The 13,168-nt window shown below is 67.6% G+C and carries 10 protein-coding genes; 5 read left to right on the top strand and 5 right to left on the bottom strand.

Going from position 1 to position 13,168, the window contains the following annotated elements; genetic code table 11:
- Positions 1 to 4 precede the first annotated feature (4 nt).
- Positions 5 to 1,519 carry a sensor histidine kinase gene (locus NN4_RS10935; protein ID WP_147129823.1) on the bottom strand — a complete coding sequence of 505 codons (1,515 nt, stop codon included), beginning with the start codon at positions 1,517 to 1,519 and terminating at the stop codon, positions 5 to 7.
- 573 nt (positions 1,520 to 2,092) lie between these two features.
- On the opposite strand from NN4_RS10935, the gene NN4_RS10930 reads away from it, so the two are divergent.
- Complete coding sequence (locus NN4_RS10930) at positions 2,093 to 2,917, top strand: amidohydrolase family protein (RefSeq protein ID WP_147129822.1); 825 nt, start codon at positions 2,093 to 2,095, stop codon at positions 2,915 to 2,917.
- Between the two features lie 12 nt (positions 2,918 to 2,929).
- Complete coding sequence (locus tag NN4_RS10925) at positions 2,930 to 3,466, top strand: P-loop nucleotide/nucleoside kinase family protein (protein ID WP_147129821.1); 537 nt, start codon at positions 2,930 to 2,932, stop codon at positions 3,464 to 3,466.
- Between the two features lies 1 nt (position 3,467).
- Here NN4_RS10925 and NN4_RS10920 read toward each other — a convergent pair whose 3' ends face one another.
- Positions 3,468 to 4,100: a class I SAM-dependent methyltransferase gene (locus tag NN4_RS10920; protein WP_246180821.1), complete on the bottom strand. Its 633-nt coding sequence runs from the start codon at positions 4,098 to 4,100 to the stop codon at positions 3,468 to 3,470.
- A gap of 93 nt (positions 4,101 to 4,193) precedes the next feature.
- Complete coding sequence (gene ctaD / locus NN4_RS10915) at positions 4,194 to 5,975, bottom strand: aa3-type cytochrome oxidase subunit I (RefSeq protein ID WP_147129819.1); 1,782 nt, start codon at positions 5,973 to 5,975, stop codon at positions 4,194 to 4,196.
- A gap of 199 nt (positions 5,976 to 6,174) precedes the next feature.
- On the opposite strand from ctaD, the gene NN4_RS10910 reads away from it, so the two are divergent.
- Positions 6,175 to 7,470 carry a cytochrome P450 gene (locus NN4_RS10910; protein ID WP_147129818.1) on the top strand — a complete coding sequence of 432 codons (1,296 nt, stop codon included), beginning with the start codon at positions 6,175 to 6,177 and terminating at the stop codon, positions 7,468 to 7,470.
- Positions 7,471 to 7,476: 6 nt separating this feature from the next.
- On the opposite strand, the gene NN4_RS10905 is transcribed toward NN4_RS10910, so the two are convergent.
- Positions 7,477 to 7,701, bottom strand: coding sequence for a hypothetical protein (locus NN4_RS10905; RefSeq protein ID WP_147129817.1), 225 nt, complete (start codon positions 7,699 to 7,701; stop codon positions 7,477 to 7,479).
- A 232-nt stretch (positions 7,702 to 7,933) separates the two neighbouring features.
- Here NN4_RS10905 and NN4_RS10900 point away from each other — a divergent pair, with 232 nt between their 5' ends.
- Both NN4_RS10900 and NN4_RS10895 read left to right on the top strand, forming a co-directional pair.
- The gene (locus NN4_RS10900) at positions 7,934 to 8,764 is read left to right on the top strand and encodes a mycofactocin-coupled SDR family oxidoreductase (protein WP_147129816.1); all 831 of its coding nucleotides are present in this window, start codon (positions 7,934 to 7,936) and stop codon (positions 8,762 to 8,764) included.
- A 148-nt stretch (positions 8,765 to 8,912) separates the two neighbouring features.
- The gene (locus NN4_RS10895; RefSeq protein ID WP_246180817.1) at positions 8,913 to 10,865 is read left to right on the top strand and encodes a bifunctional copper resistance protein CopD/cytochrome c oxidase assembly protein; all 1,953 of its coding nucleotides are present in this window, start codon (positions 8,913 to 8,915) and stop codon (positions 10,863 to 10,865) included.
- 19 nt (positions 10,866 to 10,884) lie between these two features.
- Here the strand turns inward: NN4_RS10895 and NN4_RS10890 are convergent, their stop codons facing one another.
- A complete protein-coding gene (locus NN4_RS10890) occupies positions 10,885 to 13,158 on the bottom strand; it encodes a heavy metal translocating P-type ATPase (protein WP_147129814.1) in 2,274 nt (757 codons plus the stop codon).
- Positions 13,159 to 13,168: the final 10 nt, after the last annotated feature.

Raw genomic sequence — 13,168 nt, 5'->3', positions numbered from 1 at the left:
CGGGTCAGGTTGTCGCACAGGCGGTTTGCTCGCGGGGCAGCGTGACCGTGAAGATGGCTCCCTCGCCCGGCTGGCTGTGCACCGTGACTCGGCCGCCGTGTGCCGCCACCAATGCGTGCACGATCGAGAGGCCGAGGCCTGCGCCGCCGCTCGCCCGGTTGCGGGAGCTGTCGGTGCGGTAGAAGCGTTCGAAGACGCGGGCGGCGGCCTCGGGCGCGAGTCCGGGGCCGGAGTCGATCACGTCGAGGCGCACCTCGTCGCGAAACGGGGTGAGCCGCACGATGATCGCGGCCTGCGACGGCGTGTGCGCGAGGGCGTTGCCGAGCAGGTTGGCCAGGATCTGGCGCAGTCGTGGTTCGTCGCCGATCACTTCCATCGTGCCTTCGCCGCGGTCGACCACCACGCCGATACGCCGCTCGGGCGTTGCGGGCGTTGGCTTCTGGCGGGCGGCCATGGCTTGGGCGTTGTGCACGGCATCACCGGCCAGGGCCAGCAGATCCACCGATTTGCGCTCCAGCGGGCGCTTTTCGTCCAGTCGCGCCAGCAGCAACAGGTCTTCGACGAGCAGGCTCATCCGTTCGGACTCGGACTCGATGCGGCCGATCACCATGGCGGCATCGGTGCTCGCACCCTGCCGATACAGCTCGGCGAAGCCACGAATGGTGGTCAGCGGGGTCCGCAACTCGTGGCTGGCGTCGGCGACGAACCGGCGCATCGTGGCCTCGGAACGGCGGGCGGCCTCCTCGGACGCCTCCGTGGCCGCGACACCGTACTGGATCCGGGCGAGCATCTCGTTCAACGAGCGGGCCAGATGATCGACCTCGGTATCCACGCCGCGGACCGGGACCCGCCGGTGCAGATCGCCGCCCGCGATGGCGGCCGCGGTGTCCTCCACCTCGCGCAGCGGTCGCAGGCTCCGCTGGATCACCAGGTAGCCGACCACGCCGAGGGTGATCAACGCCGCTGTGCCGGTAGCGATCTCGATGAAGATCAAGTGCGAGACCGTCTCCTGGTTGTCGGTCAGCGGCAGGCCGACGGTGGTCGAGCCGTACTGGTTCTCGGTGGTCAATACCCGCCAACGCACGGACGAGCCGTCGGCCGAGTCGACCGTCACCGGAGCGTCCCCGGACTGCCCCGCGAGATCCGGTATGCCCGAAGCATTGCCGCCACCCGCGACCTCGAAGAACACCTGCCCGCCCGCGCTCTTGTGCAGTTCGAAGAACCGGCGCGGTTGGTCGCCGGGCAACCGCGGCAGTGGGCCGGGAGCGTCGGCCGGGACCCATTGCACGGCACCGTCACTCGTGCGCACCTGCTTCATCGGCCGCGGCTGGGCCCACGACCGTGCCGCATCGTAGAGCTGCTCGTCGGTGCGTTGGGTCAGCGATTGGCTCAATGCCGAGGTCACCGCCACACCCGAGGCGAGCAGGGCCGCCGCGGTCAGCAGCAGCAACGCGATCACCAACCCGATCCGCAACGGAACCGACGCCACCCGCCGCGCCACCCGCGCCCGCGCGCTCATGCCCGGCTCGCCCGTGCCACACACGGCTGCCGACCAGCGCCGAACGCGCCGATCCACGCGAGATAAGTACCGACCATGCGCCCATGATCGCCCGGCAACCGCTGGCCGACCTGCGAGCGAGCTGGGGATTCCCTGTGAGCGCCGCCAGCGGAGGGGTGCCCGCGCCGCGCCGTTGCGATGCGGACACCCGGGCCGGTTGGCTCAGCTACCGATCGTCGGCGATACGGCGTAAAGACCTAATACCCATTCGGTGCGCGGATCACCCCACGAATTTTCGCGGACCTTCCGCATGGCGCTTCGATGCCAGTGCGCTTGGCTGCCAGTGCGCTTGGGCTGCGGTGCACTTTGGCTGACGGTGCGCTTGGCTGGCGGCGGGCTTGGGCGGCGGTGCGCTTGGCTGGCGGCGCACCTAGGCGTGGCGCTCGCGGCTGCCGGTGAACTCGGCGGCCGGTACGTTTCGGCGCCAGAGCGGATTTCGATTGCGTGCCTGGATTCGCCGATCCGCCTGAGCGGCGCCGGGACACTGACTACCGTAAGCGGCGTTGACCGATGCGATATCCGTGGGGAGGGACGATGGCGATCATCGATGCGTGGGCGCAGCATCCGACGGCACGGATGGTGCAGCACGACATGTTCGATTCGCTGCGGCGCTGGGGTGCACCGCTACCGACCGAGCAGCCGCCGGTGTCCGCCACGATCGCGGCCATGGATACCGGGGGCGTCGACGTCGCATTGATCAGCGCCTGGTATGGCCCGGAAGGGGTGTTGATCTCCAACGACGAGGTCGCCTCGTTCGTCGCGGAATCCGACGGCCGGCTGGTCGGCGTCGCCTCGGTGGATCTGCGCAAGCCGATCGTCGCAGTGCATGAATTGCGCCGTGCGGTCCACGAATTGGGCATGCGGGCGCTGCGCATCGTGCCGTGGTTGTGGGGTTTGCCGCCGAACGACCGCCGCTACTACCCGCTGTACGCCGAGTGCGTCGAACTCGGCATTCCCTTCTGCACCCAAGTCGGCCACACCGGCCCGCTGCGTTCCTCGGAGACCGGACGACCGATTCCCTACCTCGACGACGTCGCCCTGGACTTCCCCGAACTGACCATCGTCGGCGGCCACATCGGCTACCCCTGGACCACCGAAATGATCGCGCTCGCAACGAAATACCCGAACGTGCACATCGACACCTCGGCCTACACCGTCCGCCGATACCCACCCGAACTGGTGACCTACCTCCATGGCCACGGCCGCGAAAAAGTCCTCTTCGGCACCAACTACCCAATGATCATGCCGAACCGAGCCCTGACCGGCCTCGACGACCTGAACCTCGACCAAGAAGTCCGCGACCTGTTCCTCGCCGGCAACGCCCGCCGAGTCTTCCGCCTGGAGACGCCCGAACGCTGAGGAGACCGGCAGATGGCCGAACTTTTAGTGCTGGTCAATGGATTGCCGGGCTCTGGTAAGACGACGCTTGGGCGATCGCTGGCCGCGGCGTTGGGGGCACAATTCTTGTCGAAGGACACCGTCAAGGAGGCCCTGGCGGACTGTGTTGCCGACTCCGCTGCCATCCCTGAGTTGGGTGGCATCGCGATGGATGCGGTGTGGGCGTTGGCGCGGGCGACGCCGGGGACTGTTGTCATCGACTCGTGGTGGTTCAAGCCGCGTGACTTATCTTTTGCCGCAACGGGAATCGACAAGTCCGGCGCTGACCGGGTCGTCGAGGTGTGGTGTGACATCCCCGCCGAACTGGCGAAAGCCCGCTATGCGGGTAGACGCCGGGCCGCGATACATCGGGACGAGCAGCGCCTTGTCAGTGACTGGGCGGTGTGGGCGGCGCAGGCCGCGCCGCTCGACCTCGCGCCGACGGTTCGGGTGGATACGGCGCGGCCGGTTTGTGGTGTCGAGGTGGCGGTGGAGGTCGAGCGGGTGGCTGTTCGGTGGACGCGCAGGTGAATCAGTGGCGGCGGATGCGGAGGATGTTGTCCTGGCGGGTTCCGGGTTCGCCTTCTGGGCCGGCGTGTTCGCGGTCGACGACTTCGTCGGCTTCGACTGTCCATTCGGTGGGGGTGAGGTGGAGGCCCGCGAGGACCTCGGCGGTGGTGGGGAGGTGGATGTTGGGTGGGTCTTGGACCCAGGTGGGCCAGCCGGCGTGGCCGACGATGAGGAGTTGGCCGCCGGGGGCGACGGCGTCGGCGGCGCGGCGCAGGATCTTCTCGCGTTCGTCGGCCTGTGCGACGGGGGAGTGCAGGTATTGGGCGTTGACGAGGTCGAATTGTCCTTCGGGGAAGGAGTTCGCGAGATCGTGTTGCTGCCAGTCGATGTCGGTGATGCCCTCGTCGGCGGCGTGGGCCCGCGCACGGCCCAGCGCGGTCTCCGAGACGTCGACGGCGGTGACGCGCCAACCGTGCTGGGCCAGCCAGACGGCGTCGGCGCCTTCCGCGCACCCGAGGTCCAGGGCGGAACCCGGTGACATCGACTCGATCTCGCGAACGAGGAAGACATTGGGCAGACCGGACCAGACGCGTTCCCGCTCCTGGTAGAAGTGCTCCCAGTAACCCACCGTATCGTCGCCGTCGTAGGGGGTCATCTGGCTGCTGCCGTGGTTGTGTGTCTCGGTCATGAGCACCACGATCCACGCGCGAGGCTGTTCTGGCAAACTTCTTTGCCGATTCAGCAATAGCTATTCGGGCGTGCTGTCGATACCCGGCTTTTTCTCCAGCGAGGGCCTGTTCTCATCGATCGCACGATCCTGGACGAGCATCGCCGCCCGCTGCTCGGCACCCCAGCCCGCGTACGCCTCGGTCCGCATCCGCTCCACCATGTGCGGGTAGTGCAGCTCGAAGGCCGGCCGTTCGGACCGGATCCGGGGCAGCTCGTAGAAGTTGTGCCGCGGCGGCGGGCAGGTGGTCGCCCATTCCAGCGAGTTCCCGTAACCCCACGGATCGTCCACGGTGACCACTTCGCCGTACCGATAGCTCTTGAAGACGTTCCAGATGAACGGCAGCATCGACGCCCCGAGCACGAACGCGCCGATGGAGGAGACGGTGTTCAGCACGGTGAACCCGTCGCTGGGCAGATAGTCGGCGTAGCGGCGCGGCATCCCCTCCGAACCCACCCAGTGCTGCACCAGGAACGTGGTGTGGAAGCCGACGAAGGTCGTCCAGAAATGCAACTTTCCGAGGCGCTCGTCCATCAGCCGCCCGGTCATCTTCGGGAACCAGAAGTAGATACCCGCGAACGTCGCGAACACGATGGTCCCGAACAACACGTAATGGAAGTGCGCCACCACGAAATATGAGTCGGTGACGTGGAAGTCGAGCGGCGGGCTGGCCAGGATGATGCCGGACAGTCCACCGAACAGGAAGGTCACCAGGAAGCCGAGTGACCACAGCATCGGCGTCTCGAAGGTCAACTGCCCGCGCCACATCGTGAAGATCCAGTTGAAGAACTTCACCCCGGTGGGCACCGCGATCAAGAAGGTCATCAGCGAAAAGAACGGCAGCAGAACGGATCCCGTCGCGTACATATGGTGTGCCCAGACCGCAACGGACAGCGCGCCGATCGAGATCGTCGCGTACACCAGTGCGGTGTAACCGAACAGCGGCTTGCGGCTGAACACCGGGAAGATCTCGGTGACGATGCCGAAGAACGGCAGCGCCACGATATACACCTCGGGATGGCCGAAGAACCAGAACAGGTGCTGCCACAGGATCACGCCACCGTTGGCCGGGTCGTAGATGTGCGCGCCGAGGTGGCGGTCGATCGCCAGCGCGAACAGCGCGGCCGTGAGGATCGGAAAAGCAAGCAGCACAAGGATGCTGGTGATCAGGATGTTCCAGGTGAAGATGGGCATCCGGAACATGATCATGCCGGGCGCACGCAGGCAGATGATCGTGGTGATCATGTTGACGCCGCCGAGAATGGTGCCGAGGCCGGACAGGATCAGGCCCATGATCCAGAGATCGCCGCCCACCCCGGGCGCGTGCTGGAAGTTGCTCAGCGGCGTATACCCGGTCCAGCCGAAGTCGGCGGCCCCGCCGGGGGTGATGAAGCCCGCGGTCGCGATGGTCGCCCCGAACAGATACAGCCAATAGCTGAACGCGTTGAGCCGCGGGAACGCGACGTCCGGCGCGCCGATCTGCAAGGGCAGCACCGCATTCGCGAAACCGAAGACGATCGGGGTGGCGTAGAACAGCAGCATCAGGGTGCCGTGCATGGTGAACAGCTGGTTGTACTGCTCCGGCGACAAGAACTGCATGCCGGGCCGCGCCAGTTCGCCGCGCATCAGCAGCGCCATCAGTCCGCCGATGAAGAAGAACGACATGGCCGAGACCAGGTACATGACCCCGAGTACCTTCGGATCGGTGGTCGTGATCATCTTCCAGATGTAGGAACCCTTCGGCCCCATCCGTCGCGGATAAGGTCGAACCGCCTGAAGTTGTTCGGTCTGCGTCACACTCATGGCTGTCGCCACCTCCGAACCGCCGTCCAGCTATGGCCGGCGCGACCGGCCTGTCTCCACCAAACCATGTGACCGCCGTCTCATGTCAGGGATTGATCGACTTTGCCGAAGGTTCGCCTCAGCTGCCACCGTGGGCCGATGCGCGCCGCGCTACCGGTGCGTACCGTGAGGGAATTCGACGACACAGGCGGGGGCCACGATGAAGAGTTGGATCAGGTGGGCGATACTGCACGGCGGCCCGGGTGCGTTCCTCCGAATGCGGGCCCGCCGTGGCGATCCCGTGTCCGAGATCCTCGCGGGACGGCGCGCCGGACCGAACCCCTACCCGTTCGGTGACCGCGTCCGCGAGCAGGGCAGGCTGGTCCGGACTCCGTTCTCCTGGGTCTCCGCCGACCATGAAGTCTGCCGGAACATTCTGCGCGACAAAAACTTCGGCGTCACCCCGCCGGAGACGATGAACCTGCCCGGCCCGGTGCTGCGCCTGCTGCGGGCCACCGATCCGAAGCTGGCGAACCCGGTGGAGCCGCCGTCGATGCTGATGGTCGACCCGCCGGAGCACACCCGGTACCGCAAGCTCGTCGCCCAGGAATTCACCCCGCGCGCCGTCGCCCGCTTGCGCGATCGGATTGCCGAGGTGACCGACGAACTCCTGGCCGACCTGGCGACCCGCCCCGCCGCCGACCTGATCCAGGACTTCGCGCGGCTACTGCCGGTGGCGATCATCTGCGAAATTCTCGGTGTGCCGAAGGAGAAGGAGGGCGAGTTACTGGAACTCGGCCACGCGGGCGCGCCACTGCTCGACGTCGGCATCTCCTGGCGCGCGTTCCGCGGCGCGATGGCCGCCCTGCGCGACAGTCAGGACTATCTCGAAGGGCACATCGAGCAATTGCGCGCCGATCCCGGCGACAACATCCTCAGCGAACTGACCGTCGGCGGCCTGCTGACCAAGCCGGAACTGATGGCTACCGCCACGCTGGTCACCGGGGCGGGCTTCGAAACGACGGTCAACCTGCTCGGCAACGGCATCGTGGCATTGCACGAGAACCCGGATCAGCTGGACCTGCTGCGGGCCGAGCCGCACCGGTGGCCCGGGGCCGTCGAGGAGATCCTGCGCTACGACAGCCCCGTGCAGATGACCGCCCGAATTGCGTTGTGCGACAGGGAGGTAGCCGGCCAGAAGATCGCACGCGGCGAGATGGTGTCGCTGCTGCTCGGTGCCGCCAACCGCGACCCGGCCGTCTTCGCCGACCCCACGCGATTCGACGTGACCAGACCCAACGCGAAGGACCACCTGTCGTTCAGCAGCGGCGTGCACGCCTGCCTGGGCGCCAGTCTGGCCAGGACCGAGGGCGTGATCGCCCTGTCGGCGCTGTACGAGCGCTTCCCCGGGCTGCGGCTCACCGGCCCGCCCGAGCGCCGCGGGCTGGTCAATCTCCGTGGCTATCAACGGATACCGGCCGCGCCGGGACTGCCCGCGGCCAGTAGTACCGTCTGATCCCGCTCAGCAGTCGAGCGGGTCGCGCACCAGCATGCCCTCGACCGCGCGCAACCGGTCGCTCATGGTCGACAGCAGATCGATGGAGTCGTGCGAGAGCCCGACCACGGTGTACATCAGCCTGCGCAGCCGCGGGCTGTCCAGCGCGCGCACCACGGTCACGTCGTAGTCGGTGTCGATAGGTCGGACGAGCTGGTCGAGATCCACGGCGCGGTACTCACAATCGGTCATCTGGCCCCCTGGGACCATTGTGGGCGCGCTGGGCCGCGCGCCTGGGTGTTGTGGCGCAGACGAGTCCTACCGGATGCTGCGACACACACCGCATCCACTTCGTCGCTGCGCCGACCCGGAACGTTTCGTGCACTGGGCTGGACAATACGAACGTAAACGGCAACCGCACACCGATTCGGCGTGAAACGATGGTTTCGGCCGAGCACATGCCGATCTTGGTGAGGGGCCCGATATGGGGAATCTCGATGACAAGGTAGCGGTGATCACCGGCGGTGCCCGCGGGCAGGGTCGTGCTCATGCGGTCGCGCTGGCGGCGGCGGGCGCGGACATCGTGGTCTGCGATATCGCCGAGCAGATCGCGAGCGTGCCGTATCCGATGAGCGCCGAGGACGATCTGGCCGAGACGGCCAAGCTGGTCGAGGAGACCGGACGCCGCTGCGTGCCGCTCAGGGCCGATGTACGAAGTCAGACGGAGATGAACGCGGTCGCCCAGCGCGCCATCGATGACTTCGGTCACATCGACATCCTGATCGCCAATGCCGGCATCGCGTCCAACGCGCCGATCGCCGAGATGGGCGACGAGATGTGGCAGGACATGATCGACACCAACCTCAACGGTGTCTTCCACAGCATCCGCGCGGTGCTGCCGCACATGATCGAACGCCGCTGGGGCCGCATCGTGGCCACCTCTTCCATCGTGGCCCGGATGGGCGTGCGCAACGCCGGACACTATGCGGCCGCGAAATGGGGTGTGGTCGGTCTGGTCAAGTCGGTGTCGCTGGAGGTGGTGGAGTACGGGATCACCGTCAACGCGGTGCTGCCCGGCGGCGTGGATACCGACATGATCCAGAATCCGGCGATGTATCGACTGATGCTGCCGGACAAGGAGAATCCCACCAGGGAAGACGTGATGGAGATGTTCGCCGCCGGCCCGCCGAACGGCGATCTGATCGCACCGGACGAGGTCGCTGACGCGGTCTTGCTGCTGGTGTCCGAGCACGGGCGGCACTTCAACGGCGAGGCCCTGACGATCTCCGGCGGAATCAGCGCGAACACCGTCTGAGCCGCGAGCTCGACCACCACCCACGAAATGTGACCTGCATCGCAGTCGGGTCGACGTCGGAACTTTCCCGGCGCCGCGGCCGACCGGTCAGCGAGGCCTGGTTCAGGGGCAACTTTCGTACTCGAGGATGGTGGACGGAAACGTGCAGGTGAAACGCTCGACGGTCCACCTCGTCTGGCTGGTCGCGACGGCCGTTCTGCTCGCCCTCGTCATCGGCTCGGTGGTGGAAGCGGGCGCGACGCCGTACCGGGCCGCCGGAACCGCCTATCCCGGCTTCGTCGACGTGCTCGCGTACGTGGTGCTGCGTGTTGCCGCCGCGCTGGCGGGTGCGACCGCGCTCGGCGCCCTGGTCTACGCGGTGTGCTGTACCGCGGTCACCGGCCGCGGCCGCCTCGATGTCGACGGCTACTCCGGCCTGCGCCTGGCCGAGCGGGCCGGTGCGGTGTGGCTGGTGTCGGCGTTGGCGCTGATCCCGGTGACCGCCGCGAATGTGGGCGGATTGACCGTCTCCAGTCTCTTCCGGCTGGGCGCGCTCGGCCCGCTGATCGACGCCGGCGAAAAGCCGAAGGCGTGGATCGTGGTCGCCCTGCTTGCCGCAGTGGTGACCCTTGGTGCTCGAATCATGTTGTCCTGGAACGGGGCAGCGGTGCTCATGCTGGTGGCCGCCATCGGCGTGCTGCCCCCCGCGATGGTGGGCAACGCGGGGGAGGGTCCGAATCACGACTACGGCACCGGCGCGATGATCGTCTTCCAGCTCGCGGTATCGGTGCTGCCCGGACTGCTGTGGTGCGTCGCGGAACACCTGCGGCGCAACGGGTCACACGCGCGCACCGCGGTACATCGCGGTGCGACGATCACTCTGCTGTGCCTGGCGGCGGCGACCCTCAGTGGCCTCGTGCTCTGGCTGATCCTGCTGCCCTGGCGGGATGTGCTCGGTACCGGGTACGGGCGGCTGGCACTGGTGGTGGTCGCGGTAGGCGTCGACCTCGCGCTGACCATGCGCGTCGTGCTGCGCCACCGGCAGCCCGGCCCCCGCACCGCCTTCCTGATCGCTTCCGGCGGAGCGCTTTCCGCGATAGCGCTCGGCGCGACGGTGGCCATGGCGGTACAGCCCGCCCCGGCCTTCGCCGACCGGTCGTTCACCGCGCAGCAGGTCTTCCTCGGCTTCGACCTGTTCGACCGGCCGAACCTGCTGCGGCTGATGACGTTGTGGCGCTTCGACCTCGTGCTCGGCACCGCCGCGGTGGCCGCGATCGTGCTGTACGCGCTCGGCGTGCTGCGGTTGTGGCGGCGCGGCGACGAGTGGTCGAAGTGGCGCACCATTTCCTGGATCAGCGGTTGTGTGGCGCTGCTGATCGCGACCTCCTCGGGCATCGGCACCTACGGTTTCGCGATGTTCAGCATGCACATGATCACGCACATGGCCTTGAACATGTTCGTGCCGGTGCTGCTGGTGCTCGGCGCGCCGGTGACCCTGCTGCTGCGCGCGGTCCCGGCGGCCAAGCGCGGCGCGGTGCACGGTGTGCGCGAATGGGTACTCGCGCTGCTGCATTCGCGACCGACCGCGGTGATCGCCCACCCCGCGACCGCGCTGTCGTTGTTCGTGATCTCGCTCTACGGCTTGTATTTCACGCCACTGTTCGAGAGCTTGATCCGCTACCACTGGGGGCACGTGCTGATGAACGTGCACTTCCTGATCGTCGGCTACCTGTACTACTGGGGCATCATCGGCATCGACCCGGGCCCGCGCCGGCTGCCACATCTGGGCAGGCTCGGGATGCTGTTCGCGGTCATGCCTTTTCACGCTTTCTTCGGTGTCGCGGTGATGTCGATGAACACCGTCATCGGGTCGCGTTTCTACACGAACCTGCAACTGCCGTGGCGGATCGACCTGCTCGCCGATCAGCGCGTCGGCGGCGGCATCGCCTGGGTCTCCGGCGAAATCCCGATCCTGCTCGTGGTCGGTGCGCTGCTCACCCAGTGGGTGGCCCAGGACCGCCGCACCGCGGTGCGCACCGACCGCAAGGACGACGACTACGGCGACTCCGATCTCGCCGCGTACAACGCCATGCTGGACCAACTGGCCCAGTCCCGTCGTTGAGGCCTTATCGGGGGCGCGGCTAGCGATCGAAGCGAACTCGCCGCAGCCGCAAGCTGTTCGAGACCACGAAGAACGACGAGAACGCCATGGCCGCCCCGGCGATCAGCGGATTCAGGAACCCGAGCGCGGCCACCGGGATGGCGATCACGTTGTAGCCGAAGGCCCACACCAGGTTTCCCTTGATGGTGCGCAACGTGGCATGCGCCAGCTCGATGGCGTCGGCCACGGCGCCGAGGTCCTCGCGCACCAGGATGACGTCGGCGGCGGCGATCGCGACGTCGGTGCCCGCGCCGATCGCCATGCCGAGGTCGGCGGTGGCCAGCGCCGCACCGTCGTTGATGCCGTCGCCGACCATCACCACGCGGCGCCCCTGCTCCTGCATGCGGGCGATCAGGTCGACCTTGCCCTCCGGAAGCAGTTCGGCGACAACCTCATCGATGCCGATCTCGTCGGCCACCGATTGCGCCGCGTAGGCGTTGTCACCGGTGAACATCATGACCCGCAGCCCGAGCCGGTGCAGCCGGGCGATCGCGGCGGCCGCGGTGTCCTTGACGGTATCGGCCACCGCGATCACCGCGACGACCGCACCGTCCACGGCGACCAGCACCACGGTGCGCCCGCAGCGTTCCTGTTGCCGGACAGCGCGATTCAGTTCCTGTGGGATGCCGATGCCTTGATCGTCGAACAGCCGCGCTCGGCCCACCAGCACGCGGCGGCCATCTACCGTGCCGCTGGCACCCAATCCCGGTAGTGCCTCGAAGGATTCGACGGCGGGCAATTCCTCGACCACGTCGCGGGCGTGGCGGGTGATCGCCGCGGCCACCGCGTGTTCGGACGCCGCCTCCACCGCACCGGCCAGGCGCAGCACCTCCGCCGTGCTGAACGGCTCGCGCTCGGTCACCGCGACCACGCTCATCGCGCCGTTGGTGACGGTGCCGGTCTTGTCCAGCACGACGGTGTCGACGTCGCGGGTGGCTTCCAGCGCCTGATGTCCCTTGATGAAAATGCCCAGTTGCGCACCGCGTCCTGAGGCCACCATCAGCGCGGTCGGGATGGCCAGGCCCAGCGCGCACGGGCACGCCACCACCAGCACCGCCAGCGCGGCGGCCGCGGCCCGATCCGCACCGGCACCGGTGACGAGCCAGCTCACGAAGGTCACGGCGGTCAGGAGGAAGACGAACGGAACGAACACCGCCGACACCCGATCGGCGATCCGCTGCATGCGCGCCTTGCCGGTCTGCGCCTGTTCGACCAGCCGGATCATCCCGGACAGCTTCGTATCCGCCCCTACCGCAGCGGCTTCCACGATCAGGCGACCGGTGAGCGCGGTGGTGCCGCCGATCACCGCCATGCCCGCCGTCACGTCGACCGGGAGGGATTCACCGGTCATCGCGCTGGCGTCGACGCTCGATTCACCCGCTACGACAAGGCCGTCCGTGGCGATGGTCTCACCAGGGCGCACCACGAAGCGCTGCCCTTCCACGAGTTCGCCGATGGGCACGCGTAATTCGCGGTCGTCGCGGGTCAGCACGGTGACCTCGCGGGCACCGAGCGCGGCCAGCGCACGCAGCGCGCTGCCCGCCGAGCGCTTGGCCTTCGCCTCGAAATACCGCCCCGCCAACACGAATGCGGTGACACCCGCGGCCACCTCGAGGTAGATCGCGTCACTGGCCCAGATCGCCGCCCAGACCCCGTCGGGGGCAGGCTCGGAACGGTTCGGGTGCAGGAACATGGTGTCCAACGACCACAGCGTCGCGGTGAGCACGCCGACCGAGACCAGGGTGTCCATGCTGGCCGCACCGGCCTTGGCATTGGCGAAAGCCTTGCGGTGGAACGGCGCCGCCGACCAGACCACGACGGGCAGCGCGAGCACGGTGAGGATCAGCTGCCAGCCGGTGATCCGGGTGGACGGGATGGTGGCGAACATCACCGAGAGGTCGGCCAGCGGGAAGAACGCCATCAGCGCGACGACCAGCCGCCGCAGCAGATCGCTGACCTGCGCGTCCTCCGGCGTCGAACGGATCGTCTCGGCGCGGTCGGTGACCGGCGACGCCCCGAAGCCGGTGGCCTCGACCTCGGCGCACAGCTGCTCGGCGGTCAGGTCGCCGACCGCGTCGATCGTCGCGATGCCGGTCGCGTAGTTCACCGACGCGGTGACTCCATCGATCTTGTTGAGCTTGCGTTCCACCCGAGTGGAGCAGGCCGCACAGCTCATACCGGTGACGGCGAGGGAGATGCGGTTCGGCGAGTCGGTCGAGTCGGGTCGAGTGATCGGGTCGAGCTCGATGGTCATGACAGTCCGT

Source organism: Nocardia ninae NBRC 108245 (assembly GCF_007990755.1).
GTDB classification, from domain to species: domain Bacteria; phylum Actinomycetota; class Actinomycetes; order Mycobacteriales; family Mycobacteriaceae; genus Nocardia; species Nocardia ninae.
Note: the sequence above shows the minus strand (reverse complement) of the source record. Positions and strands in the feature narration are given on the sequence as shown.

Bases quoted from the DNA above. Each gene is read 5' to 3' on its own strand.
- NN4_RS10935 (WP_147129823.1), bottom strand. From the start codon at position 1,519: ATGAGCGCGCGGGCGCGGGTGGCGCGGCGGGTGGCGTCGGTTCCGTTG.
- NN4_RS10930 (WP_147129822.1), top strand. From the start codon at position 2,093: ATGGCGATCATCGATGCGTGGGCGCAGCATCCGACGGCACGGATGGTG.
- NN4_RS10925 (WP_147129821.1), top strand. From the start codon at position 2,930: ATGGCCGAACTTTTAGTGCTGGTCAATGGATTGCCGGGCTCTGGTAAG.
- NN4_RS10920 (WP_246180821.1), bottom strand. From the start codon at position 4,100: ATGACCCCCTACGACGGCGACGATACGGTGGGTTACTGGGAGCACTTC.
- ctaD (WP_147129819.1), bottom strand. From the start codon at position 5,975: ATGAGTGTGACGCAGACCGAACAACTTCAGGCGGTTCGACCTTATCCG.
- NN4_RS10910 (WP_147129818.1), top strand. From the start codon at position 6,175: ATGAAGAGTTGGATCAGGTGGGCGATACTGCACGGCGGCCCGGGTGCG.
- NN4_RS10905 (WP_147129817.1), bottom strand. From the start codon at position 7,701: ATGACCGATTGTGAGTACCGCGCCGTGGATCTCGACCAGCTCGTCCGA.
- NN4_RS10900 (WP_147129816.1), top strand. From the start codon at position 7,934: ATGGGGAATCTCGATGACAAGGTAGCGGTGATCACCGGCGGTGCCCGC.
- NN4_RS10890 (WP_147129814.1), bottom strand. From the start codon at position 13,158: ATGACCATCGAGCTCGACCCGATCACTCGACCCGACTCGACCGACTCG.